Here is a 26,197-nt window from a genome sequence, read left to right on the forward strand (position 1 = left end):
GCAACTATGTTTCCTATGAAGAAAAATGCTCCAGCTGCCGGCAGGACCTGTCATGGATCCTTTTTGCGCCGGTTGCCGCGCCGTATAGAAGCCAGAGCGGGCGCTGTTCCGCCGTCTCAAAACAGCCGCACAATGCACGGATTGCGACAGAGGCGCGGCGCAAATTCGCCATCGCCGTGCCTAAAGCGAAATGCGCTTTAGGATTTATTCTTATGCATGTCGTTATCCCAAAACCGGGACCACTTTTGGCGACATGCATCGAGCGGATAGCGCTACTGGGTCAGTACGTTGCTGATCTCGACCATATTGGAGCGGACCCTAAGCACGTAGAAGCCCATCGTCGTCAGATGCGTCGGCATGATCCAGCCGTCCTCGCGGCCATTGGCGATGATAAAGGGCTGGATGCGCAGCGCCGAGACGAACTGCGAGTCCATGGTGTCCCACAGATTGCCGAGATGCTTTTCCTTGATCACGTCCTCGAAGTCGGCCTGGGCGCCCTTCATCAGCCCGTAATAGGCATAGAGTTGGCCATAGGCGAACCAGAAGCGGTCGTCGGCACGGAAGTCGAACCAGCCATTGTTGTGATTTTCGGCGCGTTCCTTGAGGATCGCCGAGGTTGAGCCGATATCGGATGAGATGCGGTCGATATACTGTTTCAGATTGTCGGCGCGGGCGTCGAATGTCGCCTGGCAGCTGGCCAGCCGGGCGTTGAAAGAGCGCAGCTTGTTCACCGCATCGCGGTAGTAGCTCGGCGTCGGGGTCTTCGGGCCGAAAGGGTTCAGGCCGAAATACCAGGTTTCCTCGTCGAACTGCAGATTGCCGCGCGCGTCCTGCAGATCGGCGTCGATCTGCGAGGTGGTGCGGACGCGGCCAAGATTGTCGGCCAGTTCGGTTGCCGTGCGCCGCACCGCCTGGTTGACGCCGCGCTGGAACGAAGCCTTGTTGTCCATCCAAGGCGTGTGATCCCAGTCGACGCCGAACAGGCCGAGCTTGTAGAGGATCATCGACGAGATCCAGGCGTTCTGGTTCACGTTGAAGTCGGTGAGGTCGGCCGCCACCTGGGCGATGCCCGAGTTTCCGCAGGTCTTGGCGGTGGCAGTGCCGGCGCCTGCTGCAACCTGCTCGCCAGCGGAAATATTACGGTTCTCGAAGGTGTATTTGTCGACGTAGTTGGGGTCGAACTTGTTCCACCACTGGGTGGCGTAGAAGAAATTGGCATAGAGACCGATCAGCACCAGAAGCGCCACGCCGACCACCGCCTTCAGAATCCAGCCGCGCTGCGTGTACCACTGCCCGGCCCATAGGAACGGCCACAGGATCGCACCGATCAGCAGGCCGATGCCACGACCAATCCACTGGAAAATGCGGGTGAAGAAATTCACGATCGGATCAAGCATGGCTCTCGTTCACCCCTCAGTCAGTCAGGCCATAAAGGCGCGTGCGAAACGCCACCTTGTCTTTCAAATATGTGGTTTTCAGAACGTCCACAACATGCGATCGCCAGGCGTCGCTGTAGCCGTCATAGTCCCTGTAGAAGCCCGGCTTGTTGAACACGTAGCGCGAGACGAAGTCCTGCGGCACGAAATCCGAGATCAGCTGGTTGGTCAGCCAGGCATCGGGATGGTCGGGCTTGGCCCGGATCACCAGGAAGCGCTGCTGCGGAAACACGTCGTCGATCTTGAGATGGCCAAGCTGGGAAATCTCGCGCTTGGCGGCGTTGAGGAAGGGGAAATTGCCGTCCCTGGTGATCAAGTCGGCATGGCCGTGGATCCAGGTCTGCAGCCAGACCTTGTCGACGTCGGTCAGATTGCGGTCGGGCTCGGAGTCGCGGATCAGGGCGCGCACCACCATTTCGGCGCGGTGCTCGAGATAGCCGGAGGTTTCGATCCACGAGGCGCGCGGCAGCTCGATGCGGCCGGTCGAGGCGAGGAACTTGAACACCTTGTCGGCATCGCTGATCGAGATGTAACTCACCTGCCATGGCCGTGAGCGGCGGAAGCCGGGTGCGGCCGGATCGCTGATCACGGTCGTCATATCAGGGTCGACGAAGACGTAGAGGCCGCCGAAGTGGCTGGTCCAGTAAGCGTTGTGGCGAAAGATCACCTGATCGGGGACCAGCGCGTTCTCGCGGATGTCGCCGCAGATCTTGGCCAACTCCACCATGCGGGTGAGCATGGTGCTGTCGCGCCAGGCGTCGGGTTCCTGCTTCAGCCTGTCGACCAGCTTGCCGAGCTCGGCGGCCTTGCCCAGCACGTCCTCCGCCGACAGCACCTTGAACTCGACCTGGCTGATCGACAACAGGTCCTCGATGTCGTTGACCTTGGGGACAGAATCCTCGATCTCGCCGTATATGACGTCCTTGATGGTCAGCGCATCGATGGCGCGCTGGTTCTTCGACATGAACTCGAACATCAGCTGCGAGGTGTTCGAAAAGGCGGTGTGGACCACCGGCAGGTCGATCTGCGACGGCGTCAGGATGATGAAGCGGCGGTTGACCTCGTCGGGATCGAGATAGTCGTAATCGCCGCATTCCTCGGCCACCTCAGGCGAAAAGCCGGTGCGATCGATCTGGAAGCTCTTCAGCCTGGTGGCTTTGAGCCCGAAGGCCACCATCGCCTTGTTGTAGCGCTGGATCAGATGCGGTTCGTCTACCGTCAGCAGCCGGCCGTAGATCAGCTCATTGTCGCGCAGCAGGTCGGGTTTCTTGGCAGGGTGGGTCATCTACCCTTCTCCCCGTTCACGGGGAGAAGGTGCCCGAAGGGCGGATGAGGGGCGCGGACTTCCCTTCTCCCCTTGTGGGAGAAGGTGGATCGGCGCGTAGCGCCGAGACGGTTGAGGGGTGTTGGAAGGATCGCCATCCTTGCCAAGCTGGAACACCCCTCATCCGTCGCCTTCGGCGACACCTTCTCCCACAAGGGGAGAAGGGGACGGCGGCGCATTTCACGCATTCCACAAACCCTTCTTCTTCATCTCCTCGATCTCGCGCACCGCGCGGTCGCGCAGGCGGGTGTCGCGGATCATCTTGGTCACCGCGGCATCGTCGGACTTGTCGGAATAGCGGAACTCCGAGTCGGCGTAGCGGTTGACCTCCTGCATGACCATGTCCATCGAGAACGGCCCGCGCAGTTCCTCGATCATCGCCTTCTTGTCGTCGTAGCCCTTGTGCATGAAGGCTTCCGGCTTCTCGAACCACTCATCCGGCAGTTCGATGTCCATGGCGCGCATCTTGATGGCGTCGGTGACGTTCTTGATGGCGCGGCCAGTGAAGCGCGGCTCGGCATCCTTGATCATGTGCAGATAGGTGCCGATATCGGCCATCGATTTCGGCGCGCCACTTTCCTTCATGTAGCGCTCATAGACCTTGATCAGCCCGTCTTCCTGCGGCTTTTCATGCTCCTCATAGGCTTCCGTCACCGCGCGCTGGATTTCCTGCGCGGCATAGAGCTTGTGGTCGCCAAGCGGGATCCTGTGGTTCTTTCCCGCCAGCAGGACAAAGATATCGATGTAGTCGTCGCGACTCTGCGGCCCGTCGACCAGCCAGCGGGCGCCAGCGCGCTGGCGCAGCGCATCGTCGACATTTTCGGGGTAGTTGGAAAACATGCCGAACGCGCAGTTGCCGCGCACCACGGTGCCGGCGCCGGCAAAGGCGTCCATCAAGACGCCGGTGATTTCCTGCTGGCCGGCCGAGGCGCGGTCGTCGGAGCGTCTGGCCGCCACCTGGTCGATGTCGTCGATGGTGCCGAAGCCGATGACGCGCGGGTTCAAGACATTGTTGATGAACTGGCGGCAGTTCTGGCCGGACTTGCCCTGATAGGAGGAGATCTGGTCGACGCCGAAATTTTCGTAGGCGAAGGGATAGCCGGCAACCTGGCAGTAATTGTTGACGAGGCCGGCGATCATCTGGATCAGCGTCGTCTTGCCGGTACCGGGCGCGCCGTCGCCGATGAAGGTGAACAGGAAGCCGCCGAGCTCGACGAACGGGTTCAGCTCGCGCTCGAAATCATAGGCCATCAGCATCTTGGCGAGCTTCACCGACTGGTATTTGGCGATGTGGTTGCCGACGACCTCTTCCGGGGTCTTGAAGGTCATCACCAGCGGTTTCGAGCGCTTGCCCGGCGCGACGTCAAAACCGTCGAGGGTGAAATCGTCGGCGTCGATGCGGATATGCGCGTTCTCGAACGGACCGATGCCGTCGAAGCGACCCTTGCGCGCCAAGAGCCCGTCGATGGCGACACGGGCAAAGGCGCGCGCCCGGGTCATCAGATCGGCATCGTCCTTCGAGCCAGCAATCGCCTTGTCGAGACCAGCCACGATCGACTTCACCGCGTCCTGCGGCGTGTCGAACAGGAAGTCCGGCTCGGGGATGTCGTTCGGCGCCTCGCCGTCGCTGTCGACCAGCTGGAACAGATAGGAGGCCAGGCTGAAGGCGGAAATGTAAGCCGAGGCTGACAGAAGCTTCTTGAAGGTGGTGGCTTCGTCGCCTTCGAGCGGGGCGCGGGTGTTCTTGGCCTGCAGGCTTTCGAGGTCCGAGCCTTCGGCGAAGACATCGGCAATGGCCAGCGCAATCGCCAGACCACGCCGAGCACGAAACAACAGCGTGTGCTGCGGGATGGTCATCAATTGATCGTCGGGATGAACGGCGGCGACTGTCTTCGACAGTTCGACCTCGCGCGTGCGCCGTACCGAACCGACCGAGACAGTCGAGACGAAGCGGCGATTTGTGCCGGCAAGTGCGGTGCCGGATTCGCGGGACGGGTCTTCGAGAACGACCACACGGGTGATGAAGCTCTGCGCCGTGGCGCGGTGCTTTTCGATTGCGGCTTCCGAAATCGTGGTCAGGCCGGTGTCCATGAAGGATGCTCCGCGGTTTGACGGTCAGACGTCGCTGATGACCTGTCCGTTGGACAGGATGTGGACCTTGTAGCCAGAAAAGATCTTTTGTGCCTCGCCGGCGGCGTAGAGCGCCTGATAGGCTTCATGAGGGATCAGCGCATGGTTCTCATAGCTCGACACGCCCTGGCGCGCGGCCTCCAGATCGTCGGTGTTGATGAAGAATTCCTGCGTCGTCTTTTCGCTTGAGAACAGGCCCTTGCGGCCAGGCTTTTCGCCTTTCGAATAGACTTCCTGGATGGTCCAGGTCAGCAGCCAGGCGTTTTCCGGTTTGCGCACCTTGGCCAGCACTTCCGTGACCGTCGAGTTGTTGTCGGTAATGCCCGAGGAATAGAAGGGACCGAGCACGACGCGGCGCAACTGCTTGGGGTGCAGCGGCTCGAAATCCTTGTCGAGATTGACCGCGATGGTCGCCGGCGACAGCGTGTAGGCGGAGTTCTTCTCGGTGAAATCGTCGAAACGGTGGGCAAGCTCGGGATTGAGCAAGCCGTCGACGGGCAGCGGAATGTCGACCTTCTCGTTGAGCTTGCCGCTGCTGTCGACAAGCTGGCGGATCATGTCTTCGGAAGAATCCTCCACCGTCACCATGTAAACCAGCGGCAGGTTGGCGCTGCCGTCGAAAGTGGCCCAGTGGACGAGATAATAGGGCCGTCCCGTCTTCGGATTGACCGAAACCTTTGCCGTTTGCGCCAGCGAGAACGGGCCGAAGGTCTGCTCGCTCTTGACGTCCTCGAGATAGAGCCGCTCGGCCATCGACTTCTGCAGCGCTTCGGGGAATTCCTTGTGGCGCAGGATGAAGTCGGCCATCTCCTCGCGTAACTCGCCGGCCAGCGGGATGTTGGCGAGGCGGCTGTCGGCCTGGCGGCGGTCATTTTCCAGTTCGAGCAGGTTCTGAAAGACCGGAAAACCGCTTTCGGCGCGCGAAATGCGGAACGTGTCCATGAAGCCCAGCCGGTTGCGCCAGCAGGTAAAGGACTTGTCCAGCCGGGCAATATATTCGGCGACGATCTTGGCGACGATGCCGTGCCGGTAGAGCGGCGAGCGGTCGTCGCGCATGAACACTTCAAGGCCGCTGAGTGCAGCCGTGATCGCCGAAAAATAGCGGGCCGCCGCTTCGTTTTCGGGGGTCATGCTTGTGCTCTTGGGATGGCCATGGACGCGAGCGGTGGCTGCACCCTTACGACTGCACGTAGTTTGCCGAATTGTGCTTCTTCATTACCTCGTCGAAGCGGCGGGCGAAGGCATCGTCGGCGAGCTTCTTGCGGCGCTGGATGTCGGCGCTGCCGACCATGTTCTTCTCGTGCATTTCCAGGAGATCGCCGATGTGCTTCTGCGAGGCGGCACCAATGCCGGCCATGGTCTCTTCGGCGGCGTTGTCGACCTGGCTGCCCAGCGTGTTGATCTTGTGGGCGACATCCTGCTGGGCCGCGGTCTTCAGTGAATCTTCCAGCGCCTTGTAGAGCACGATGCGCTGCTCGGTATCGATGGTCAGCTTGTTGATTAGCGTCGACTGCGCGGCGATCTGGTTGTTGAGCGAATCGACGAAGGTCTGGAACATCGAGGTGTAGCGTTCCAGCGTCTGGCTCTCGGCCAGCAGTTCCTGCTCCTTGGCCTGCTTTTCATTGTATTCGGTGGCCAGTTTCGAGCGCTCGCCCTCAAGCTGCGTGCGCTCCTTCTGGCTGGTCGACGCCGCGATCTTATTCTCGATGTCGAGCAGCAGCGGATTGACCTCTTCGATGCGTTTCTGCACGGCTTCGAGGTTGGCCATGGTCACCTTGCGGCGCTCGATCACCTGCGACAAGCTGGCCTCGGAGGTCTTGTAGCGCTGGTCGAGGATCTCCTTTTGCGCCTTGAGGATGCCGACGATGGTGTCGGACTTGACCAGAAGTTCCTGCAGATTGCCGGCCAGCGACATGTTGCGCACGCGATCGGTGCGCATGCGCTGCTTGCTCTGGTCGGAGAAGATGCCGACGAGATTTTCCCAGCCGGTGTAATTCTTCATGCTCTCGAATTCGGCGCCGAAGACGTTGGTGGCGTCCTCCAGCCCGATAATCAGGTCGGCGATGTTGCCTTCCATGACCTTCTGCTGCTTCAGCACATCCTCGATGCGGGCGTTTTCGATGTCGAAATTGGCGTCGCCGATCTTCTTGTCGGCGGTCGCCAGCGTATCAAGCACGGTGCCGGACTGCTCGATCTTGGTGCGCATGTCCTGCACGACCTGCTTGGTCTTGGCAATTTCGGCATCGAAATTCTGCAATGTCGCCATTGGGGCCTCCCGCTTCGGCATCAGTTTCGTGTCGGCGCGAATATATGTGGGGCATCCGGGGAATGAAAGACGCAAGACAAGAGAGGGCACGAAAACAAAAGAATTCGCTCCACTCTTGAAACACAATGGAACCGTGATCATGCCATGACTGGCGGATCGACGCGCTGCCATTGGCCTGTGGGTGGATCTGGCGGCCCCGACGGATTTCTTGCTCGTGCTCTGCGCCTGCATTGCCGACTTCAAGCCGGCCGCGTTTTCGGGCGTCAGGCCGACGGGCGCGAGAAAAGCCGCCGCCACCACCGGCGGGAACGCTTTTGCGCCGCGCGGACCTCGCCGTGTTTCTCAAAGGGAATGCCATATTTGCCGCAGTGCAAACAGCTGAAGTCATGGCCGCAGAGGTCTTCCCAGCATTGAACGTCCCTGGTCAGCGCGAGGCCGATGCGCTCCAGATGAAGGTTGCGCGAGCTCTTGATCAGGATCAGCTCATCGGGGCGTTGCGTGGCCTTGATATGATCGGCGGCTTTGCGCACCGAGTGCATTTCGTGGAATCGGCCGCTGTTGCGGTCCTCATCGGAGGGCGCCGCGCGATGTGCATGCTCACCGACAAAAATGGTCTCCTGGGCGACGGCTTGTGCGTCCCGGTATGCCTTGCGGTAGGCTTTGCTGGCCTTGCCGGCATAGTCGGCGATATGACCGAGCACCACGCGCTTGTGGGGCATCTGGGCGCGATCCAGGGCGGCGAAGGCCAATCCGAGGGAATGGAGCGGCGCCTTTGCCGTGTCGATCAGGAAGGTCGGCCCGTGCGGGACCTCGAGCACGCCGCAGCGGTTGAACAGGGGCTCGAAACGCGCAACCCCTTCGCTGATGCGCTCTGGATCGAGGCCCAGTTCGATGGCACTCGCTACGGCCGCCGCTACCGGCAGCCAGAAGTGCTCGGCGATGAAGCGCGTATGCAGGTAAAGGGAGCCGCCGGGCCAAATCAGACGCATTGTCAGCCGCTGCGGGAAGGCGGCGTGGATGTCGGTGGCGCGGTAATGGGCCTCGTCCCCGCGCCCGAAGGTTACGACGCGCGCCGCGCTTGCTGCTGCCATCGCCATGACACGCGCGTCATCGGCATTGAGCATGGCCAGGCCCTCGGGCGGAAGCGACTGGACCAGCGCCTGCTTTTCGGTAGCAACGGCATCGGCGCCCCGAAAGATGGATCTGTGTTCGTCGGCAACCAAGGTGACGACCGCGACGTGCGGCTTGAGCAGCGATGCCATCGCTCCCACACGGCTTTTGCCGCCAGCGGCCACCTCCACCACTGCGTAGTCGGCGTCACGTGGCAGACGTCGGAGCCCTTTGACAAGGGGTTTGAACGTGTTGCCATGGGTCTGCTTATGGACGCGTCCTTGCGAGTCGAGGATAAAAGCAAGAAGTTCCGCCGTCGTCGTCTTGGCCGAACTCCCTGTAATGCCGATCACCATGGCCTTGCTACGCCGTCGCCGCCAGCGAGCGAGTTCGACATGAGAGAACTTCCTGATGGAGCGAACGGCCGTTCGCGTCCTTCCTGCCCGGTCCAGGCCGAGCATCAGCGCCGCCCGCTCGGCAAAAATGTGCATGAAATGATGCCCTCCGGTTCGACACCGTGGGCACTCTGTGCGTCGGCGGCGGCGCATGCAACCCCTTGCATGTCCCGTGCGAGGCGCTGCCGCCGCTATGGTTCAGGGCTTCGGGTCGGCCTTTAGATAGGCGATGACATTGGCGATGTCGTCATCGTTGCTCAGGCCGCCAAACGCCATCCTGTTGCCGGGCACCTTGAGCTTGGGAGCCCTTAGATATTCGATGAGATTGGCCTCGTCCCAGACAAGGCCGGCGGCACCGGCGCTTTTCATCGCTTCCGAGTAGTGGCCGAGGAAGCTTTCGGCGGTGCCTGCGGTGCGGCCAACAACACCCAGAAGATGCGGGCCGACCTTGTCGCGGTCGGTCGCCGCTTCGTGGCAGGCCATGCACCTGACGAAGACCTTCTTGCCGAGCGCGGCGTCGCCATCCGCATGCGCGGCAAGGACGCCGCCAAGAAGAAATGCTGCGGCAGACGAAACGGCTCGAAACATGGCTGACCCCGACGAGTTCTGGCTGGAGCGCAAAATAGGACCGAGGCCTTAACAAACGCTGCATCTGGCCGGTGCGCCAGCATTTCCGCCTGCTGCCGGATCGCCATTTCGATCGCCGCCATCAGGCCTTGATGAAGCCGATGAAATCGTCGGGCGCGGCGCGGCCCATTTCTTCTTCCCAATGGCGGCGGCAGAGCGAGATATAGACGTCCTTGCCGATCGCCACCTGCTCGCCTTGTCTGGCCACCTTGCCGTCAGGGCCGAGACGCACGACCATCGTCGCCTTGCGGCCGCAGCGGCAGATGGTGCGCACTTCGCGCAGGTCGTCGGCGATGGCCAGCAGCGCGCGCGAACCGGAAAACAGCTTGCCCTGGAAATCGGTGCGCAGGCCGTAGCACATGACCGGGATGTTCAGCCGGTCGGCAATGCGGGCGAGCTGCCACACCTGCTCCTCTTCGAGGAACTGCGCCTCGTCGACGAAGACGCAATGAACTGTCGTGTGATCGTGATGCTCGGCGACGCGGGCGAACAGGTCGTCGCCATCGCGAAACATCTCGGCTTCGGTCTCGAGGCCGATGCGCGACGAGATCAGCCCGTTATCGCCCTTTCTGTAATGGCCGGCGACGAACAGCATCGTCGTCATGCCGCGCTCGCGGTAATTGTAGGACGCCTGCAGCAGCATCGTCGTCTTGCCGGCGTTCATCGTCGCGTAGTGGAAGTAAAGCTTGGCCATGCCATCCTTCAAGGTCTGTTTGGATTCAGGTGATGCCGGCCTGCAAATGGCTGATACCTGCGCTTCCGGTGCACGTACTTCAAGTGCGCTCCGCTCCGGCTCTCGGTATCAGCCATTTTCGGCTCGGCCTGACCTGAATCTAAACAGACCTTAAGCCGAGTTGTCGCCGCGTGGGGAGGGGACGCCAGTGCCATTCCCCCGAAAAAGCCCCCTTGCGCGACAAAAGCGTCAGCCGTGTCGCTGATTGGCCAGTCTGCGCCGTTGATCGTGATTGCCATGGCGCTTGAAACCACACCAGAATGGTGTTTGGCTGACGAAACAAGGCGGGCAGAGAAACCGTAACTACGCTTCGCCAAAGAATCACAATGGGAGACTACCAATGTCGCGTATGAACACCTTCGTCGCCGGCCTCGGTCTGGCGACTTTCCTGTCCACAAGCGCTGCCCTTGCCGGCGATCCGGAGAGCTGCAAGGCGGTGCGCCTTTCCGATGTCGGCTGGACCGATATCCAGGCGACGACCGGCATCGCTTCGGTGCTGCTCACCGCGCTCGGCTACGAGCCGCAGACGATCCAGCTTTCGGTGCCGGTGACCATGGCGTCGCTGAAGAACAAGGATCTCGACGTCTTCCTCGGCAACTGGATGCCGTCGATGACCAACGACATCAAGGACTACACCGCCGACGGTTCGGTCGAGACGATCAGCACAAACCTGACGGGCGCCGGTTACGGCATCGTCGTGCCGACCTATGTCGCTGACGCCGGCGTCAAGACGCTGACCGATATCGGCAAGTTCAAGGACAAGTTCAACGGCAAGATCTACGGCATCGAGGCCGGCAATGACGGCAACCGCATTATCCTCGACATGATCAAGAACCCGAAGGACAATCTCGAAGGCTTCGAACTGGTCGAGTCCTCGGAAGCCGGCATGCTGACGCAGGCCGAGCAGTCGATGAAGAACAATGAGTGGATCGCCTTCCTCGGCTGGACGCCGCATCCGGTGATGGGCGCCATGAAGATCACCTATCTCGACGGCATGGGCGACAGTGGCTTCGGCGCGGCCACCGTCTATACCAATGTGCGCAAGGGCTACACCACCGAGTGCCCGAATGCCGGCAAGTTCATCGCCAACCTGAAGTTCAATCTCGACATGGAAGGCGAGATGATGGACGCGATCCTGAAAGGCGGCGACGCCAACACGGTCGCAGCCGACTGGCTGAAGAAGCACGCGGACGCGGTCGCTCCGTGGATCGCCGGCGTGACCACCTTCGACGGTGGCGACGCGGCAGCGGCGGTCAAGACGGCGCTCGGGAGCTGAGCCGACTGAATTCGGCAAGGCCGAACCAGGAAGGGCAGTCACTGTAGAAAGGGCTGCCCTTTTTCATATCCTGTGACAAGATGACCGTCCGGCAAGGACGGCGACTGCCAAAGAGGGGTAAGATGGATCCGATTTCGAAATTCCTGGTCAGCTACAAGATCCCCATAGGCGCCTGGGGCAAGGCCTTCTTTGGCTTCCTCACCGACAATTTCGACACCATCTTCAGGGCCTTCTCCAACGGCCTCAATTTCCTGCTCGACGGCATTGTCGACGGACTTCTGCTGGTGCCGCCCGTCATCCTCATCGCGCTGATTGCGGTGCTCGCCTATTTCCTGCAGCGCTCCAGGGGCCTGGCCGTTGCCGTCTTCATCGGACTGCTGTTCATCCTCAACCAGAACCTGTGGAAGCAGACGGTGGAGACGCTGGTTCTGGTGGTTGCCGCCGCCGCCGCCTCGATGGCGATCGGCGTGCCGCTCGGCATCTGGGCCGCGCACAAGCCGAAGGTCTACCGCATCATGCTGCCGGTGCTCGACCTGATGCAGACGCTGCCGACCTTCGTCTACCTGATCCCGGTGCTGACCTTGTTCGGGCTCGGCAACGCGCCCGGCCTCATCGTCACCATCATCTTCGTCATCCCGACCTCGGTTCGCCTCACCCATCTTGGCGTCACCTCGGTGCCGAAATCGATCGTCGAGGCCGGCCAGGCGTTCGGCGCCACCAAGCAGCAATTGCTGTGGAAGGTCGAGTTGCCGTCAGCATTGCCGACCATCATGGCAGGCCTCACCCAGTCGATCATGCTATCGCTGTCGATGGTGGTGTTCGCGGCGCTGATCGGCGCCGGCGGCCTTGGCACCGAGATCAACCGGGCGCTCGGTTCGCGCAGGATCGACCTCGGGCTTGAGGCCGGCCTCGCCATCGTCGTACTCGCCATCGTACTCGACCGAATGACGCGTATTGGCGTTGGAGGCAAGAAATGACCGTCGCCGTTGACTTCAGAAATGTCGATATCGTCTTCGGCTCGGATCAAGCCGGTTCGCTGGCGCTGATCGACGGTGGTGCCACCCGCGCCGAAATCCTCGAAAAGACCGGCAATGTGCTGGGCTGCGCCGGCGCCAGCCTGACCGTGCATGAGGGCGAGATTTCCGTCCTGATGGGCCTGTCCGGTTCGGGCAAGTCGACGCTGCTCAGGGCCGTCAACCGGCTCAACGTCGTTTCGCGCGGCCAGGTTCTGGTCAAGGACGGCGACGGCACGGTCGACGTCGTCACCTGCGATGAGGTGACGCTGAGACGGCTGCGGCAGAAGCAGGTCGCCATGGTGTTCCAGCAGTTCGGTCTGTTGCCGTGGCGCACGGTCGAGGAAAACGTCGGCCTCGGCCTCGAGCTCGCCGGCATGCCGGAAGCCGAGCGCAAGCAGCGCGTCAAAAAGCAGCTGGAGCTGGTCCACCTCGACCAGTGGGCGAAGAAATATGCCCACGAGCTTTCCGGCGGCATGCAGCAGCGCGTCGGTCTGGCGCGCGCCTTTGCTACCGAGGCGCCGATCCTGTTGATGGACGAGCCGTTCTCGGCGCTCGATCCGCTGATCCGGACCAAACTGCAGGACGAGCTCTTGCAGCTGCAGGCGGAGCTGAAGAAGACCATCATCTTCGTCAGCCACGATCTTGAGGAAGCGCTGAAGATCGGCACCCACATCACCATCATGGAGGGTGGACGCATCGTGCAGACCGGCGCGCCGGAAGACATCGTGCTGCGCCCGGCCAACGATTACGTCCGCGACTTCATCGCCAATGTTAACCCATTGTCGGTGCTGACGGCCTGGAACGTGATGCGCGACCGCCGCGACCTCGAAGAGGGCAAGGATGGCTGGGTGTGGCTCGACCGGCGCAAGACGACGCGCTTCAAGATCGACGAGCACGGGCTGGTGGCGGCGGCCGAGCGCGACGGCAAGCCAGCGGTGTGGGTGTCCTGCGCCGATGTCGAGGCGCAGCCGGAGGAGACGGCGCAGGTGTTCTGGGCCAATCCGGGGACGTCGCTTAAGACCGTGATGCTGGCCATGCACCGTTCGCAGACAGCACCGGTGGCGCTGTTCGACGACCAGTCGCGTTTCGTCGGCGCAATCGGGATCAGGGACGTGCTGAGCGCGGTGTTGCGGCGGTAGCTTGCCGCCAACGCTTGCCAAAAATCGATTCCGATTTTTCGGGCCGATGCGCTAGGATAGCGTCGCAGCCGCGTGGGCGGTTGCGCCTGCCATGGGCATGAGAATGCAGCGGGGCGTGTGGCAAGAATGATCTTCCGTCAGCTCTTCGATTCCGTTTCGGGCACCTATTCCTACCTGCTCGCCAGCCGCCTGGGTGGCGAAGCGCTGATCATCGATCCGGTGCTGGAGAAGGTCGACCGCTACCTCCAGCTGGTGCGCGAACTCGACCTCAAGCTGGTCAAGGCGGTGGATACGCATCTGCACGCCGATCACATTACCGGCCTCGGCGCGTTGCGCGACAAGACCCAGTGCGTGACAGTGATGGGCGAGCAGACCAAGGCGGACGTGGTCTCGATGCGGTTGTCCGACGGCGACAAACTCGGCATTGAGGGGCTGTCGCTCGACGTCATCTATACGCCTGGCCACACCGATGATTCCTACAGTTTCATCTTGCCGGATCGGGTGTTCACCGGCGACACGCTGCTGATCCGTGGCACCGGCCGCACCGATTTCCAGAATGGCGATCCGCGCCAGCAATATGAATCGATCTTCGGCCGCCTGCTCAAGCTTCCCAACGAGACGCTGATCTATCCGGCACATGACTACAAGGGCGAGACCGTCTCGACCATCGGCGAGGAAAAGGCCTTCAACCCGCGCCTGCAGGTGAAGTCGATGGACGAGTACGTCGAGATCATGAACAACCTGAAGCTGGCGAATCCGAAGATGATGGATGTCGCGGTGCCGGCCAACATGAAGGTCGGGCTGCATCAGGAAGAGATTGCGCGGCGCGGCTGGGCGGTCAGCGCCGAGCAGGCATTCGCGCTGGTGGGAAAGCCTGATATCGCGCTGATCGATCTGCGCGAGCATTCCGAACGCGAGCGGCACGGCGTCATCCCGGGGGCGATACATCTGCCCTATACCAGGTTGCAGGAGAACATTGCGGCGGGCGGTATGCTGCATGAACTCGCGAGATCAACCAGCAAGCAGCTGCTGTTTTATTGCGCCTTCGGCGAACGCTCGGCCATGGCGGTTCAGGCCGCGCAGGACGCCGGGATTGCCGGCGCCCGCCACATCCATGGCGGCATTGCCGCCTGGACAAAAGCAAGCGGCCCGCTGGTGCATTAGCGACACCGCCTCTTTGGCTGATCAGTTCAATCCGATACGTTTGGCGGCCAGCTTGAACAGGGCTGTGGCATCGGGCTCGAAGCGGAAAGTGCCGATGAAGTCGTCGGCACGATAGTCCGGAAGCGTCTTGCGGATGGTGGCGGCGAAGGTGCGCGCCTCGTCGAGCCGTCCCGCCAGCGCCAGGCAATGGGCGGCGATCGCCAGGATGATGGCATGGGCATTGGGCCGGGCCGCCGCTTTCAACGCCCAGTCAGCCGCCTCCTCGAACTGGCCGAGGCGGACATGGGCCATGGCGCGCGCGCCCAGCATGCCGAACAGCAGCGGGTCGAAGGGGCTGAGATGCCGCGAATGGTCGGATGAGCCGATCGCGGCCTTCGGGTCGCCCGACTGGGAATGCACGAAGGATAGCGCGTAGTGGCCGAGCGCGAAGTTGGGGCTCAAATCCACGGCTCTTTCCAGCTCGATCAAAGAGCCGTCATGCTCGCCGCGCAGCCACAGGGCGCGGCCCATGGCCCAGTGGGCGGCCGGATTGTGATCGTCGACCAGAAGACTTTGCCCGGCGCTCTCGAAAGCCATGGCGCTTTCCTGATCGCGGTCGCCCCAGCGCTGAAAGGCATTTTGCCAATGGGTGAAGGACAGGCCAGCATAGGCGCGGGCGAAGGTCGGGTCCAGCTTCAAGGCGATATCGAAGAAATGCCGGGCCTGTTCGTTTTCCGTGCGGGTGAAACGGTACATATGCCAGAGACCGCGATGATAGGCTTCCCAGGCATTCAGCGAGTTGGGCGCTTTCAGCATGGCGCGGTTGCGCTCGACCGTCTCGACCTCGGCCGAGATCGACGAGACGATGCTGTTGCCGATATCGTCGAGGACGGCAAAAATATCGTCCGGCTTGCGCTCGAACGTCTCGGCCCAGACGATCCTGGCCGTACGCACCTCGACGAGTTCGACCGTAACGACAATGCGGTCTGCCTGGCTGCGCACGGTGCCAGTGGCAACATAGTCGACGTTTAGCCTGCGCCCGGCCTCTTCCGGCGCGATGTTGTCCTCGGCCAACGCAAAGACCGATCCGCGGGCGATAACGAAGAAATCCCTGAGCTTTGCCAGGCGGGTGATGATGTCATGGGTCAGGCCGTCGGCCAGTCCGCCGCGAACGTCAGCAATGCCGGCATCTTCGACAAACGGCATCACGGCGAGCGAAGCCTTTCGCGATGCGGCGGCGTCCGGATCCGCAAGCAGGATCGGTGGCTGATGGGCGGACGCCGGATCGGCCGGATGCGCTGCCAGCGCGGTGCCCGGCTGCCTGTCGCGGATGGTTCGCCATGCCTCGCGCACAGGCGCGAAATCCAGCTCTTCTGAACGGAACAGCTGGGCCGCTGATACAAGATGGTCTTCGCAAGCGCCAAACTGGCCGTGCCGCGCAAGCCTGGTCAGAAGTGCGATATGGGCGCGGCCGTCGAACGGCGCGAGTTCCAGCCATTTTTCGATATGGGCAGAGACGTCGTCGCCGTCCCCCGGGAGATTGTTGACGAGGTGTTCCAGAATGGCGGCGTGGCAGGAGCTGAAGCGGCGACGCTGCGCGGTCAGCCAGTTGTTGAAAAGCGGGCTGCGGTCAATCTCCAGCCCGTCGAGAAAATCGCCTGCGAACAATCCGGACAGGGCTTGCAGCCGCTCCAGATCGAGCTTTTCAATGCCTTCGGCGGTTGCCGAGGCGATCTCGGCGGCATCGACGAAAACGTCGCTCAGATCAAGCGCGATCGTGTCGCCCGCGGTTTCGATCCTTCGGCGGTCCGGTTGGTCGAGAGCGGCCCGCAGCTTGCTGAGGCACCAGCGAAGCTCGCCTCTGGGGTCATTTGGAACGTCCCACAGCAATTCGCATAGCTTGCCACGTCCGACCGGGTGGGGCGCCAGCGCCAGATAGGCTAGCAGCGCGCGCAGCTTGCGCGATGCCGGCAAAGCCACCGGGATGCCGTCGCGCGCAATCGCCAGCGGCCCAAACAGGCGCACGCCAAGGCCTCGACGACTGCTGGCCAGGTTCGATTCCACGCCCGTTTCCACGCCTGCTCCCACGTTGACCCGCCGGCCCTTGCTTTATCACCGAACGACGAAGTGCACTCGGCCTGCAATCTTGCGCGCCGGATGTGGAGTTTACCACATTATGGCACGGCGAGAACCTGTACTGCGGCAAGGTGTCGAAACCTCGCCGCCCAACCCGCCGGTTTGTAACCGGCTCGTGATCACAACGATAACAGACGAGGAGTTCTTCCATGTTGCACCAGCAGAAAATCAGAACCACGGCCGGCCGCGGCCGCCTGTTCGACAGCATTCTCGACACGGTCGGCGATACGCCGGTGATCCGGGTCAACAATCTCGGCCCCGACCATGCGACGATCTATGTGAAGGCCGAGTTCTTCAATCCGGCAGCATCGGTCAAGGACCGGCTGGCGCTCAACATCATCGAGGAGGGCGAGCGCAGCGGCACGCTGAAGCCGGGCCAGACCATCGTCGAGGCGACCAGCGGCAACACCGGCATCGGCCTTGCCATGGTCTGCGCGCAAAAGGGCTATCCGTTGGTGGTGACGATGGCTGACAGCTTTTCCATCGAACGCCGCAAGCTGATGCGCATGCTGGGCGCCAAGGTGGTGCTGACGCCGCGGGCGCAGAAGGGTTTTGGCATGTACAAGAAGGCGGTCGAGCTGGCCGAGGCCAATGGCTGGTTCCTGGCCCGCCAGTTCGAAACCAAGGCCAATGCCGCCATCCATGAAGCGACGACGGCGCGCGAGATCATGAACGATTTCGCCGGATCGCGGCTCGACTGCTTCGTCACCGGCTATGGAACCGGCGGCACCGTCGTCGGCGTGGCGCGCGTGCTGCGCCGCGAGCGGCCGGAGACCCGCATCGTGCTGACCGAACCGGCCAACGCCCAGCTTGTCGGCAGCGGCAAGGCGCAGGAGCGCGGCGTTGGTGGCGCGCCGAGCGCCAGCCACCCGGCCTTCGAGCCGCACCCGATCCAGGGCTGGACACCGGATTTCATCCCCAACGTGCTGCAGGAGGCGATCGACGCCAGCCTCTATGATGAGGTGATGCCGATCGCCGGGCCCGAGGGCATGAAATGGGCGAAGGCGCTGGCGCAGAAAGAGGGCATTTTCACCGGCATTTCCGGCGGCTCCACCTTTGCCGTGGCGCGCCAGATCGCCGAAAAATCGCCGGACGGTTCGGTCATCCTGTGCATGCTCCCCGACACCGGCGAGCGCTACATGACGACGCCGCTGTTCGATGGCATTGAGGCTGAGATGGACGCCGACGAGATTGCGCTTTCGCAGTCGACGCCCGGCTGCCAGTTCCCGGCGTGACGGCGGCATATCGGGAGCGACCGGCATGGATACGACGTCTGGATTCTCCGCCACGACCGGCGAGGAAACGCTTGACCCCCGCGACTGGGCCGATGTGCAGGTCCTGTCGCATCGGATCGTTGACGATGCTGTCGCTTACCTGCGCGACGTCAGAGAGCGGCCGGTGTGGCGGGAGATGCCTGGAGATGTGACGGACTTCTTCACAGCACCCTTGCCGCAATCGCCAACGCCGCTCGCGGACGTCTATGGCGATGTGGTGGACAAGGTGATGCCCTATCCGATGGGCAACATCCATCCGAGGTTCTGGTCCTGGTATATGGGGTCGAGCAATTTCACCGGGGCGCTTGGCGATTTCCTGGCGGCGATCCAGGGCTCCAATCTCGGCGGCGGCAACCATGCCGCCGCGCTAATGGACAGCCAGGTGGTCGACTGGTGCAAGCAGATGCTGGGCTTGCCGGCTTCGGCCAGCGGTACGCTGGTCAGCGGCGGCTCGATGGCCAACATTATCGGGCTGACCGTGGCGCGCAACACCAAGGCCGGCATCGACGTGCGCGAGCACGGCGTTGCCGCCATCGAGAAGCCGCTGCGCTACTATGGCTCCGACCAGCTGCATTCCTGCCACCGCAAGGCGATGGAGGCGCTTGGCCTCGGCAATCGGGCGCTGCGCCGTATCCCGACGGATGCCGGGCTGCGGATCGATATCGCCGCCTTGCGGGCGGCGATATCGGAAGATCGTGCGGCCGGGTTCAAGCCGGCCTGCATCATCGGCAATGCCGGCACGGTGAACACCGGCGCGATTGACGATCTGCAGGCGCTTGCCAAGCTGGCACATGAGGAAGACGCCTGGTTTCATGTCGACGGCTGCATCGGTGCGTTGATCGCCATCGCGCCGGAAAATGCTCACCGCGTCGCGGGTATCGAATGGGCCGATTCGGTCGCGCTCGATCCGCACAAATGGCTGCACGCGCCGTTCGAGGCCGGCTGCGCCCTGGTCAGGGACGCCTCGGCGCATCGCAAGACCTTTGCGGTGACGCCGGAATATCTGGAATCGACGCCGCGCGGCCTCGCATCGGGGCAATGGCTGCATGATTACGGTCTGCAGACCACGCGCGGGTTCCGTGCGCTCAAAGTGTGGATGGCGCTGCGGGAGCATGGCGTCGAAAAATTCGGCCGGCTGATCGACCAGAATATTGCGCAGGGGCACTATCTCGCCGGGTTGATCGAGGCCGAACCGCTGCTGGAACTGACGGCGCCGACCAGCATCAACATCGTCTGTTTTCGCTACCGACCCGATGGCATGACCGAAGAGGCATTGAAGGCGCTGAACACCGAGATCATGCTGCGGCTGCAGGAAGAGGGGACCGCCGCGATTTCCGACACGACGGTGCAAGGCCAGCATTGTCTCAGGGTGGCGATCAACAACCACCGCACCCGGCTTGAGGATCTGGAGCTTTTGGTGCGCGAAACGGTCCGCCTTGGCAAGGAGCTCATGGCGGGGGTGGACTGACCCTTTGCCGCAGCGGGCGGCTCCTCAGCCGCCGGCCGCCGATGCTTTGACGGGCGCTTCGTTGTCGTCCGGCGCCTCTGCTGCGAGAAGCGACGCACCCGGAAGGTAAAGCAGGATAGGGCGGATTTCGTAGACGGCGGTGGGATTGGCGCGCCTGAGATCACGCGCGACTTCTAGCGCCGCCTCGCGCGTGGCGCAGTCGATGACGTAGAGGCCCAGCAATTGCTCCTTGGTCTCGGCAAACGGGCCGTCGATGACGATGCCCTCTCCCGGGCCGCGCAGCGTGAAGGCGTCGGCCGTGGCGCCGAGCCTGGCGGCCGGCCCGAGGATACCGTCGCGGGTCAACCGGTCATTGACCTTGAGCAGGTCGGTCATCAGCGCCGCATCCTCCTGCGGCGTCCAGGACTGGACGGTCTGTTCGACGTGATAGGCCAGGATTGCATAGAACATGCGGCGGTCTCCTCCTGCATTGCCGACGGCACTATCGTAAGGAAGGATCGGCCGATCCAGCCCCGAGGCCCTTTTGGGCCGAGGTCTGCTGACTCAAGCTGCCAATGGCAAGCGCAATTCCGTCTGCAGGCCACCGCCGGGATGGTTGGACAGGTTGACCTCGCCGCCGGCGCCGCGGGCAATGTTGCGGGCGATGGTCAAGCCAAGGCCAAGGCCGCCGGTCTGGCGGTTGCGCGACTGTTCGATCCGCACGAAGGAGCCGAATACCGCGTCGAGCTGGGCTTGCGGTATGCCCGGCCCCTCGTCGCGAATGGTCAGCGTGATGATCTTCTCCGACTGCCGCAGGCTGAGATGCGCCTTCTTGCCGTAGGTCACGGCATTCTGGACAAGATTGGTGACGCAGCGCCTGAGCGCGACCGGCCGCGCGATGCAGATCAGGTCCCGCGACCTCGTCTCGTCATTGTCGAACGAGGCGTCGTCGAAACCGTCGGCGACCGACTCCACCAGCGACCAGAAGTCGATGCGTTCGGTCTTCTCCTCGGTCACCTCGAATTTGGCGAAATCGATGACGGAGCTGGCAATGCTCTCGATGTCAGCGAGGTCGTGCGCCAGCGCCTCGCGCGCCGTCGATTTCCTGAGCAGTTCGAGGCGCAGCCGCATCCGGGTCAGCGGCGTGCGCAAATCGTGCGCGAGCGCCGCCGCGAGGTGTTCTCGATCCTCGACATAGTCGCGCAGCCGGACCTGCATGCCATTGATGGCCTTGGCCGCGGCACGGATTTCGCGGCTGCCGGTTTCGGCGATCGGCGGGCTCTTCAGATCGTTGCCGATCCGCTTCACCGCGGTTTCCATCATCCGGTAGGGCGCGGTCAGCCGGCGCAGCGACCAGATCGACATGATCACCACCAGCCCGGCGATCAGGGAGTAGAGCGGCAGGCTGTCGAAGCTCAGTATCGGCCCGACCGGGGTGTTCGGCTCGGTGAAGTTCAACCATTGGCCGTCGGCGAAACGGACCGATGCCGTCAGCTTGTCGCTCTGGGCGAAATCGGCCGCCAGCACCAGCAGATCGCGCTCGACCTGGCCGATGTCGGGACCCGCAACCGTCCGTCCTGGGACGTCGGCTTCGTGGGTAGCCGGATCGCGCCGGACCCGTGCATCGGTGATGCCGAATTTCGACAGCCGTCCAACCAGTATGTCTTCCAGTTCGGCCAGTTCGTCATCGCCGGCTATCGACGAGGTGACCGCGGGCGTGTCCGAAACGGTGAGCGCGTAGGTGGCGTTGAACAGACCGGACGCCGTGATCTTGCGCTGCTCGGGCGTCGCGGTATGCATCAATTGCACCAGCGAGAAGGCGCGATCGTTGAGCCGGTAGAGATCGACCTCGTCATTGGCGGCGGCACGGTCGCGCGAGACGATGTAGAGGGTCGCGACCTGGCTGATCAGCAGGCCGGCGATGACGATGAGCAGCACCCAGACGGGCAGGGTTTGCGGCAGGAAGCGTCTCATTCGGACGTCGTCTCGGGCAGGAACTGATAGCCGCCGCTGCGCACGGTGAGGATCAGTTTCGGCGTCTTTGGATCGTCTTCCATCTTGCGCCTGAGACGGCTGACCAGAATGTCGATGCTGCGGTCGAAGGAATAGTCGCTGTCGCCGCCGGAGAGCTCGATCAGCTGGTCGCGGGTCAGCACGCGCTGCGCGCTCTTGACGAAGGTCTGCAGCAGGTTGAACTCCGCCATCGTCAGTTCGACCCGGACATCGCCGGGCGCGATCAGCCGGCGGCGCGAGCAGTCCATCGTCCAGCCGGCGAAATGATAGATCTGCCTGGTGCTGGACCGCCGCGGCTCGGCGGCGCCGTTGCGCCTCAGCACGGCGCGGATGCGGGCCAGCAGCTCGCGCGGGTCGAAGGGCTTCGGCACGTAGTCGTCGGCGCCCATCTCCAGGCCAACCACGCGGTCGGTCGTCTCGGTGACCGCAGTCAGCATGATGATTGGGGTCGAATACTGGGCGCGAAGGTCGCGGCACAATTCCAGACCGCTCTTGCCGGGCAGCATGACGTCGAGGACGATGAGGTCGACCTGTGTCCGCCGCAGGATGGCCTCCATCTCGACGCCATCGGCGGCGACCGTCGTACGCAGTCCCCGCTTCTGGAAGAATTCCTGCAGCAGGTCGCGGATACCCTTATCGTCGTCGACGATCAGTATGTGTGCGTCGGATTTCACGGGGATCCTGTCATCGTTGGTGGCCAAGCCTGCGTTGCGGCTTCACCCTCACGATAGAATTCTGGCCACATGTTGGCCAGCGGCCATCATGGGCTCCAGAGCCGATTTCGCAGAAACAATCCAGAAACAAAATTCTACAGTCTGGAAAAACTCGCGAAAAAAAACAAGGGCATAAGTGGTGTCGTGGCGGTCAGGTCATCGGCTGCGACGCTAGCTCCGGGGTTTACGGATAATCCAATGCAAAGGTTCTCGATCAGCTTGATGGGTGCGTTGCTCGGCATTTCGCTCGTCACGGCCGCGGTCGAACAATCGGACGCAAAGGTTGCAATCACCCGAAGCGAGCGTTGCAGCAGTCTCAGCCACCAATTTGATGAAGCCCTCGAAACCCATGCCACGGCAACGCAGGTCACCGCGGCAAAGGCACTTCAGAGAAAGGGCAACCGGTTCTGCGCCAACAAGAAACAGGCACAGGGTATCCGGATGCTCGCCAACGCTTTGAAGCTGCTTGGAGTGACACCGATCGACCCGGTTCAGTGACACTCAAAAACCGACCCGCACAAAAAAGGAAACGAAGCCATGAACAAGTCCCTCCTCTCCGCTCTCGGTCTCGCCGTCGCTCTCGCCTTCTCAATGCCGGCTCTCGGCAACGCCGCCGCCACCACGACCGCTGCTCCGGCTGCTGCCACGACGACTGCTCCGGCCACCGCTGCGCCTGCCAAGGTTGCTCCGAAGAAGGTCACTGCCAAGAAGCCCGTCAAGGTCTGCAAGGTGACCGAGAAGCACAAGTGCCCGGTCAAGAAGGCCCCCAAGAAGGTTGCTCCGAAGAAGATCTGATCCAGGTCTGCGTAGCAAACTCGAGATGTAACAAGGTCGCTTCAGTCGAGATTCGGCTGGAGCGGCCTTGCCGTATCGGACAAGCGATTTTCACGTTTTTTCGATCTGTTGGTTGCCCGTAACTTTAACCCGATCGCAATGCCGGCCCGGTAAAGACAATCCGCATGAAGACGCGGCTTTCGTCCATTCTGCGTTCAATGGTCATCGGCGGCCTTGTGGTCTGCGGGGTGGCCAAGGTTTTGATCCTGCTCACCGCGAGCCCTGTGCCGGATCCGGCAAGCGGGCGAACCGAGCCATCGCTGTTTGCGCCGGCAATATCCAGCGACTGGGACTACATCACACCGTGGCAGACCTGGGTGCTCATCGTCCTGACGGGCGCGGTGTTGATCTGCTTTGTCGCCTGGCCATTCGTCGCATGGATGGAGCGCCGGATGGATGCGTCCGCAACGCCACCGCGACAAATCCCGCCGCGCCGCATGTTCGGCCGCCATGGCCGTTGAACGGCTGGCGACAATTCCCACATAGACCTATGGATTGCGAATAGCCGCCCGGAGACCGGTAGGCGACCGGATCAAAATGGACGATCGCTTTGGCTCATGTCAAAATGAGAGCCACAACTCGCTGAAATTGCCGGTTCCCATGCCTGAAATCACCACAAAACCCAGTGTCCAGGTCAAGCCGCAAACTGAGCGGCCGAAGCTCTACAAGGTCATCCTCGTCAATGACGATTTCACGCCGCGCGAATTCGTGGTGACGGTGCTGAAGGGCGAATTCAAGCTCAGCGAAGACCAGGCGCATCGGGTGATGATCACCGCGCACCGGCGCGGCGTCTGTGTCGTCGCGGTCTTCACCAGGGACGTCGCTGAAACCAAGGCGACGCGCGCGACCGACGCCGGCAAGGCCAAGGGCTATCCCTTGATGTTCACGACGGAGCCGGAGGAGTAGAGCAGGGGCTGCGTCTTCTCCCCGTCACTATACGGGGAGAAATGTCCGGCAGGACAATGAGGGCGCCGCCGGAGGGTGACAATAGTTCGGATGGGTATGCGTAGAGCATTGCTAATCACGTCAATTCAGCGCTGCCCCTCATCCGCCTGCCGGCACCTTCTCTCCGTATAGTGACGGGGAGAAGGGAGCTACCTTCCCTCGCGGTACCACATCGAGCCCATCGCCAGAAGCAGCAGGCCGAGGCCGAGGAAGCCGCCGAACAGCGGCACGCGCGAGACGGCCTTCAGCACGCTGTCGTCGGTGGTGCGCAGCCCGATCCAGTCGCTGCCGGTGGCAGCACCCGAGGAGCGAACCGGCACGATCGAGGGCAACGCCACATCGTTGGCAAAGCCGCCAAGAGCGGAGGATTGAGCCAGCCGGCGTACACTGCCACCGGTGGCCTCGGCCGGCGCTTTCAGCCGGCCTTCCGTAGAGATGACGTCGGAGAATTCCGGCGCGTTGACCGGACCGACATGGGCAAGCGCGGTCAGGTCGCCATTGCCGATCTGGTAGAGGCCGATCTCGCTGGTCTGGATGCTGCCCAGGAAAACGCCGGGTTCGGATTTTTCGAGCCTGACGATCAGCGCTTTGCCCGATGGCGTGATGACCTGCGCCGGGCCGGGGTCGTCGCTCATTGTCTGGCGGCGGACTTCCAACACCATGCCGCGGCCTTCGGCGGTCAACCGCTCTTCCTCGAGCTCGGGCTCCTTCATCAGCCAGTGGGCGATGCGCCGGTAGAGCTGGACGTGCGGGCCGCCACCCTCGAAACCGCGCGCCCACAGCCAACCCTGGTCGGACAACAGCATGCCGACACGGCCTTCGCCCTTGTGGTCGAGCAGCAGCAGCGGCCGATTGTCGGCGCCCTTCATCACCACCTCGCCCTCGGGATTCTGCACGCCGATGGTGCGGAACCAACGGCTCCAGTGCGGCGGTTCGGTCGCCGAGCCGTCGAGCCCGCGCGTCACCGGATGGCGCTGGCCGAGATCGGTGAGGCGCGGGTAGAAGGCCTTGTCGATGACTTCACCGGTCGGCATCGCCGGCAGCGCCGACATCAGCGGCGTGCGGGCGATCGAGCTTTCGCCGGCATATTCGGGGCCTGCCGCTATCAGCAGTGCGCCGCCCTTTTCGACATATTCGGAGATGTAGTCGTAGTAGAGGATCGGCAGCACATCGCGGTGCTGATAGCGGTCGAAGATGATCAGGTCGAAATCCTTGATCTTCTCGACGAACAGTTCGCGCGTCGGGAAGGCGATCAGCGACAATTCGTTGATCGGCGTGCCGTCCTGCTTTTCCGGCGGCCGCAAAATGGTGAAATGGACAAGATCGACCGAGGCGTCGGATTTCAGCAGGTTGCGCCAGGTGCGCTCGCCGGCATGCGGTTCGCCGGAGACCAGCAGCACGCGCAAATTCTCGCGGATGCCGTCGATCAGCGCGATGGCGCGGTTGTTGGCATCGGTCAGTTCACCTGGCTCGCGGTCGATGGAGAGCTCGACGATGTTGCGGCCGGCGCCCGGAATGGTCACCTGCAACGGCATCGCCTGGCCGATGGTCGCCTCTTCGACCGCGACCTGCTCGCCATTGACCGAGACGCGGACATCGACCGGGCCGGTTTCGTTGTCGGTGGCAATGACGCGGTAGGTCATATCGAGCGGCTTGCCGACCAGGCCGAAGCGCGGCGCGTTCTCGAAACGTATGCGGCGATCCTTTTCGTGGTCGTTGCCGGTGATCAGCGCGTGCAGCGGGGCATTGAAATCGGGGGCTCCGGCCGGAGCGTCATGCACCTCGCCATCGGTGATCATGATGGCGCCGCCGATGCGCGATGGCGGCACGTCGCGGAAAGCATTTTCGAGGGCGCCGAAAAGCCGAGTGTCGGTGCGCTCCTCGGCGGCTTCGGACTTGCCGGCCTCGACGACGCGGACGTCGAACTGCTTGAAGCGGCCAAGACGCTGCACAAGTCCGGCAAGGGCATCGTCGGTCTGCTTGGTGCGCTCGCCAATGTCCTGGCTCTGGCTGCGGTCGACGATGACTGCGACAACGCTCTTCAGCGCCTCGCGCTCCTCACTGAGGAACACCGGGTTGAGCAGAGCGGCGCCCAATGCCAGCAGGGCGGCGAAGCGGAAGATCGCACCGCGCTGGCGAAACCACAGGCCGACCAGCGCCAGCAATATCAACGGCACCAGCACGATGGCGAGCAGCGGCCAGGAGATGAGCGGTTCGAAGGAGAGGGACCAGTTCATGGC

At 62.6% G+C, this 26,197-nt stretch carries 23 protein-coding genes; 10 read left to right on the top strand and 13 right to left on the bottom strand.

Annotated elements, in window-relative coordinates; genetic code table 11:
• Nucleotides 1–272 precede the first annotated feature (272 nt).
• The 8 genes from AC1DXN_RS04735 to AC1DXN_RS04770 form a co-directional block, all read right to left on the bottom strand.
• Complete coding sequence (locus tag AC1DXN_RS04735; protein WP_477272862.1) at nucleotides 273–1,397, bottom strand: DUF2333 family protein; 1,125 nt, start codon at nucleotides 1,395–1,397, stop codon at nucleotides 273–275.
• A 16-nt stretch (nucleotides 1,398–1,413) separates the two neighbouring features.
• On the bottom strand, nucleotides 1,414–2,721 hold the full coding sequence (locus tag AC1DXN_RS04740) for a DUF6638 family protein (RefSeq protein WP_477272860.1): 1,308 nt from the start codon (nucleotides 2,719–2,721) through the stop codon (nucleotides 1,414–1,416).
• A gap of 219 nt (nucleotides 2,722–2,940) precedes the next feature.
• The gene (locus tag AC1DXN_RS04745; protein WP_477421476.1) at nucleotides 2,941–4,851 is read right to left on the bottom strand and encodes an AAA family ATPase; all 1,911 of its coding nucleotides are present in this window, start codon (nucleotides 4,849–4,851) and stop codon (nucleotides 2,941–2,943) included.
• A gap of 24 nt (nucleotides 4,852–4,875) precedes the next feature.
• The gene (locus AC1DXN_RS04750) at nucleotides 4,876–6,021 is read right to left on the bottom strand and encodes a hypothetical protein (protein WP_477272856.1); all 1,146 of its coding nucleotides are present in this window, start codon (nucleotides 6,019–6,021) and stop codon (nucleotides 4,876–4,878) included.
• A gap of 46 nt (nucleotides 6,022–6,067) precedes the next feature.
• A complete protein-coding gene (locus tag AC1DXN_RS04755; RefSeq protein ID WP_477272854.1) occupies nucleotides 6,068–7,156 on the bottom strand; it encodes a hypothetical protein in 1,089 nt (362 codons plus the stop codon).
• A gap of 263 nt (nucleotides 7,157–7,419) precedes the next feature.
• Nucleotides 7,420–8,757, bottom strand: a complete 1,338-nt coding sequence (locus AC1DXN_RS04760) for a Mur ligase family protein (RefSeq protein WP_477272852.1) — start codon at nucleotides 8,755–8,757, stop codon at nucleotides 7,420–7,422.
• A gap of 102 nt (nucleotides 8,758–8,859) precedes the next feature.
• The gene (locus tag AC1DXN_RS04765) at nucleotides 8,860–9,249 is read right to left on the bottom strand and encodes a c-type cytochrome (protein ID WP_477272850.1); all 390 of its coding nucleotides are present in this window, start codon (nucleotides 9,247–9,249) and stop codon (nucleotides 8,860–8,862) included.
• Between the two features lie 121 nt (nucleotides 9,250–9,370).
• Entirely contained in the window at nucleotides 9,371–9,982 is a 612-nt protein-coding gene (locus AC1DXN_RS04770) for a thymidine kinase (RefSeq protein WP_477272848.1), read from the bottom strand.
• A 379-nt stretch (nucleotides 9,983–10,361) separates the two neighbouring features.
• On the opposite strand from AC1DXN_RS04770, the gene choX reads away from it, so the two are divergent.
• The 4 genes from choX (at nucleotide 10,362) to AC1DXN_RS04790 (ending at nucleotide 14,616) form a co-directional block, all read left to right on the top strand.
• Nucleotides 10,362–11,297: a choline ABC transporter substrate-binding protein gene (gene choX / locus AC1DXN_RS04775; protein WP_477245553.1), complete on the top strand. Its 936-nt coding sequence runs from the start codon at nucleotides 10,362–10,364 to the stop codon at nucleotides 11,295–11,297.
• 122 nt (nucleotides 11,298–11,419) lie between these two features.
• Nucleotides 11,420–12,274 (top strand): choline ABC transporter permease subunit, encoded by an 855-nt coding sequence (choW, locus tag AC1DXN_RS04780; protein WP_477245551.1) that lies wholly within the window; start codon nucleotides 11,420–11,422, stop codon nucleotides 12,272–12,274.
• Nucleotides 12,271–13,452, top strand: coding sequence for a choline ABC transporter ATP-binding protein (choV, locus tag AC1DXN_RS04785; RefSeq protein ID WP_477245549.1), 1,182 nt, complete (start codon nucleotides 12,271–12,273; stop codon nucleotides 13,450–13,452). Before choW ends, choV begins: the two co-directional genes overlap by 4 nt.
• A 126-nt stretch (nucleotides 13,453–13,578) precedes the next feature.
• The gene (locus tag AC1DXN_RS04790) at nucleotides 13,579–14,616 is read left to right on the top strand and encodes an MBL fold metallo-hydrolase (RefSeq protein ID WP_477272846.1); all 1,038 of its coding nucleotides are present in this window, start codon (nucleotides 13,579–13,581) and stop codon (nucleotides 14,614–14,616) included.
• Nucleotides 14,617–14,637: 21 nt separating this feature from the next.
• On the opposite strand, the gene AC1DXN_RS04795 is transcribed toward AC1DXN_RS04790, so the two are convergent.
• On the bottom strand, nucleotides 14,638–16,659 hold the full coding sequence (locus AC1DXN_RS04795) for a transcriptional regulator (protein ID WP_477272844.1): 2,022 nt from the start codon (nucleotides 16,657–16,659) through the stop codon (nucleotides 14,638–14,640).
• A gap of 221 nt (nucleotides 16,660–16,880) precedes the next feature.
• Between AC1DXN_RS04795 and AC1DXN_RS04800 the strand changes: the two genes are divergently transcribed.
• Together AC1DXN_RS04800 and AC1DXN_RS04805 are read left to right on the top strand one after the other, a co-directional pair.
• The gene (locus AC1DXN_RS04800; protein WP_477272842.1) at nucleotides 16,881–17,966 is read left to right on the top strand and encodes a PLP-dependent cysteine synthase family protein; all 1,086 of its coding nucleotides are present in this window, start codon (nucleotides 16,881–16,883) and stop codon (nucleotides 17,964–17,966) included.
• A 25-nt stretch (nucleotides 17,967–17,991) separates the two neighbouring features.
• Nucleotides 17,992–19,473, top strand: a complete 1,482-nt coding sequence (locus tag AC1DXN_RS04805; RefSeq protein ID WP_477245544.1) for a pyridoxal phosphate-dependent decarboxylase family protein — start codon at nucleotides 17,992–17,994, stop codon at nucleotides 19,471–19,473.
• A gap of 24 nt (nucleotides 19,474–19,497) precedes the next feature.
• Here AC1DXN_RS04805 and AC1DXN_RS04810 read toward each other — a convergent pair whose 3' ends face one another.
• The 3 genes from AC1DXN_RS04810 to AC1DXN_RS04820 form a co-directional block, all read right to left on the bottom strand.
• The gene (locus AC1DXN_RS04810; protein WP_477245542.1) at nucleotides 19,498–19,923 is read right to left on the bottom strand and encodes a YciI family protein; all 426 of its coding nucleotides are present in this window, start codon (nucleotides 19,921–19,923) and stop codon (nucleotides 19,498–19,500) included.
• 93 nt (nucleotides 19,924–20,016) lie between these two features.
• The gene (locus AC1DXN_RS04815) at nucleotides 20,017–21,426 is read right to left on the bottom strand and encodes an ATP-binding protein (RefSeq protein WP_477272840.1); all 1,410 of its coding nucleotides are present in this window, start codon (nucleotides 21,424–21,426) and stop codon (nucleotides 20,017–20,019) included.
• Entirely contained in the window at nucleotides 21,423–22,139 is a 717-nt protein-coding gene (locus tag AC1DXN_RS04820) for a response regulator (RefSeq protein WP_477245540.1), read from the bottom strand. Before AC1DXN_RS04820 ends, AC1DXN_RS04815 begins: the two co-directional genes overlap by 4 nt.
• Before the next feature lie 237 nt (nucleotides 22,140–22,376).
• On the opposite strand from AC1DXN_RS04820, the gene AC1DXN_RS04825 reads away from it, so the two are divergent.
• From AC1DXN_RS04825 to clpS, 4 genes are all read left to right on the top strand, one after another.
• Nucleotides 22,377–22,676: a hypothetical protein gene (locus AC1DXN_RS04825; protein WP_477245907.1), complete on the top strand. Its 300-nt coding sequence runs from the start codon at nucleotides 22,377–22,379 to the stop codon at nucleotides 22,674–22,676.
• A gap of 39 nt (nucleotides 22,677–22,715) precedes the next feature.
• Entirely contained in the window at nucleotides 22,716–22,973 is a 258-nt protein-coding gene (locus tag AC1DXN_RS04830) for a hypothetical protein (protein WP_477272838.1), read from the top strand.
• Nucleotides 22,974–23,137: 164 nt separating this feature from the next.
• Nucleotides 23,138–23,473: a hypothetical protein gene (locus tag AC1DXN_RS04835; RefSeq protein WP_477272836.1), complete on the top strand. Its 336-nt coding sequence runs from the start codon at nucleotides 23,138–23,140 to the stop codon at nucleotides 23,471–23,473.
• Between the two features lie 139 nt (nucleotides 23,474–23,612).
• The gene (clpS, locus tag AC1DXN_RS04840; RefSeq protein ID WP_477245534.1) at nucleotides 23,613–23,918 is read left to right on the top strand and encodes an ATP-dependent Clp protease adapter ClpS; all 306 of its coding nucleotides are present in this window, start codon (nucleotides 23,613–23,615) and stop codon (nucleotides 23,916–23,918) included.
• Between the two features lie 188 nt (nucleotides 23,919–24,106).
• Here the strand turns inward: clpS and AC1DXN_RS04845 are convergent, their stop codons facing one another.
• Nucleotides 24,107–26,194, bottom strand: a complete 2,088-nt coding sequence (locus AC1DXN_RS04845; protein ID WP_477272834.1) for a hypothetical protein — start codon at nucleotides 26,192–26,194, stop codon at nucleotides 24,107–24,109.
• Nucleotides 26,195–26,197 lie beyond the last annotated feature (3 nt).

The sequence above is a fragment of the Mesorhizobium sp. P2_H9 genome (genome assembly GCF_056403215.1).

What these genes read in the sequence shown, in the direction of transcription:
- AC1DXN_RS04735 (WP_477272862.1), bottom strand. Translation starts at nt 1,397, where the DNA reads ATGCTTGATCCGATCGTGAATTTCTTCACCCGCATTTTCCAGTGGATT.
- AC1DXN_RS04740 (WP_477272860.1), bottom strand. Translation starts at nt 2,721, where the DNA reads ATGACCCACCCTGCCAAGAAACCCGACCTGCTGCGCGACAATGAGCTG.
- AC1DXN_RS04745 (WP_477421476.1), bottom strand. Translation starts at nt 4,851, where the DNA reads ATGGACACCGGCCTGACCACGATTTCGGAAGCCGCAATCGAAAAGCAC.
- AC1DXN_RS04750 (WP_477272856.1), bottom strand. Translation starts at nt 6,021, where the DNA reads ATGACCCCCGAAAACGAAGCGGCGGCCCGCTATTTTTCGGCGATCACG.
- AC1DXN_RS04755 (WP_477272854.1), bottom strand. Translation starts at nt 7,156, where the DNA reads ATGGCGACATTGCAGAATTTCGATGCCGAAATTGCCAAGACCAAGCAG.
- AC1DXN_RS04760 (WP_477272852.1), bottom strand. Translation starts at nt 8,757, where the DNA reads ATGCACATTTTTGCCGAGCGGGCGGCGCTGATGCTCGGCCTGGACCGG.
- AC1DXN_RS04765 (WP_477272850.1), bottom strand. Translation starts at nt 9,249, where the DNA reads ATGTTTCGAGCCGTTTCGTCTGCCGCAGCATTTCTTCTTGGCGGCGTC.
- AC1DXN_RS04770 (WP_477272848.1), bottom strand. Translation starts at nt 9,982, where the DNA reads ATGGCCAAGCTTTACTTCCACTACGCGACGATGAACGCCGGCAAGACG.
- choX (WP_477245553.1), top strand. Translation starts at nt 10,362, where the DNA reads ATGTCGCGTATGAACACCTTCGTCGCCGGCCTCGGTCTGGCGACTTTC.
- choW (WP_477245551.1), top strand. Translation starts at nt 11,420, where the DNA reads ATGGATCCGATTTCGAAATTCCTGGTCAGCTACAAGATCCCCATAGGC.
- choV (WP_477245549.1), top strand. Translation starts at nt 12,271, where the DNA reads ATGACCGTCGCCGTTGACTTCAGAAATGTCGATATCGTCTTCGGCTCG.
- AC1DXN_RS04790 (WP_477272846.1), top strand. Translation starts at nt 13,579, where the DNA reads ATGATCTTCCGTCAGCTCTTCGATTCCGTTTCGGGCACCTATTCCTAC.
- AC1DXN_RS04800 (WP_477272842.1), top strand. Translation starts at nt 16,881, where the DNA reads ATGTTGCACCAGCAGAAAATCAGAACCACGGCCGGCCGCGGCCGCCTG.
- AC1DXN_RS04805 (WP_477245544.1), top strand. Translation starts at nt 17,992, where the DNA reads ATGGATACGACGTCTGGATTCTCCGCCACGACCGGCGAGGAAACGCTT.
- AC1DXN_RS04810 (WP_477245542.1), bottom strand. Translation starts at nt 19,923, where the DNA reads ATGTTCTATGCAATCCTGGCCTATCACGTCGAACAGACCGTCCAGTCC.
- AC1DXN_RS04815 (WP_477272840.1), bottom strand. Translation starts at nt 21,426, where the DNA reads ATGAGACGCTTCCTGCCGCAAACCCTGCCCGTCTGGGTGCTGCTCATC.
- AC1DXN_RS04825 (WP_477245907.1), top strand. Translation starts at nt 22,377, where the DNA reads ATGCAAAGGTTCTCGATCAGCTTGATGGGTGCGTTGCTCGGCATTTCG.
- AC1DXN_RS04830 (WP_477272838.1), top strand. Translation starts at nt 22,716, where the DNA reads ATGAACAAGTCCCTCCTCTCCGCTCTCGGTCTCGCCGTCGCTCTCGCC.
- AC1DXN_RS04835 (WP_477272836.1), top strand. Translation starts at nt 23,138, where the DNA reads ATGAAGACGCGGCTTTCGTCCATTCTGCGTTCAATGGTCATCGGCGGC.
- clpS (WP_477245534.1), top strand. Translation starts at nt 23,613, where the DNA reads ATGCCTGAAATCACCACAAAACCCAGTGTCCAGGTCAAGCCGCAAACT.
- AC1DXN_RS04845 (WP_477272834.1), bottom strand. Translation starts at nt 26,194, where the DNA reads ATGAACTGGTCCCTCTCCTTCGAACCGCTCATCTCCTGGCCGCTGCTC.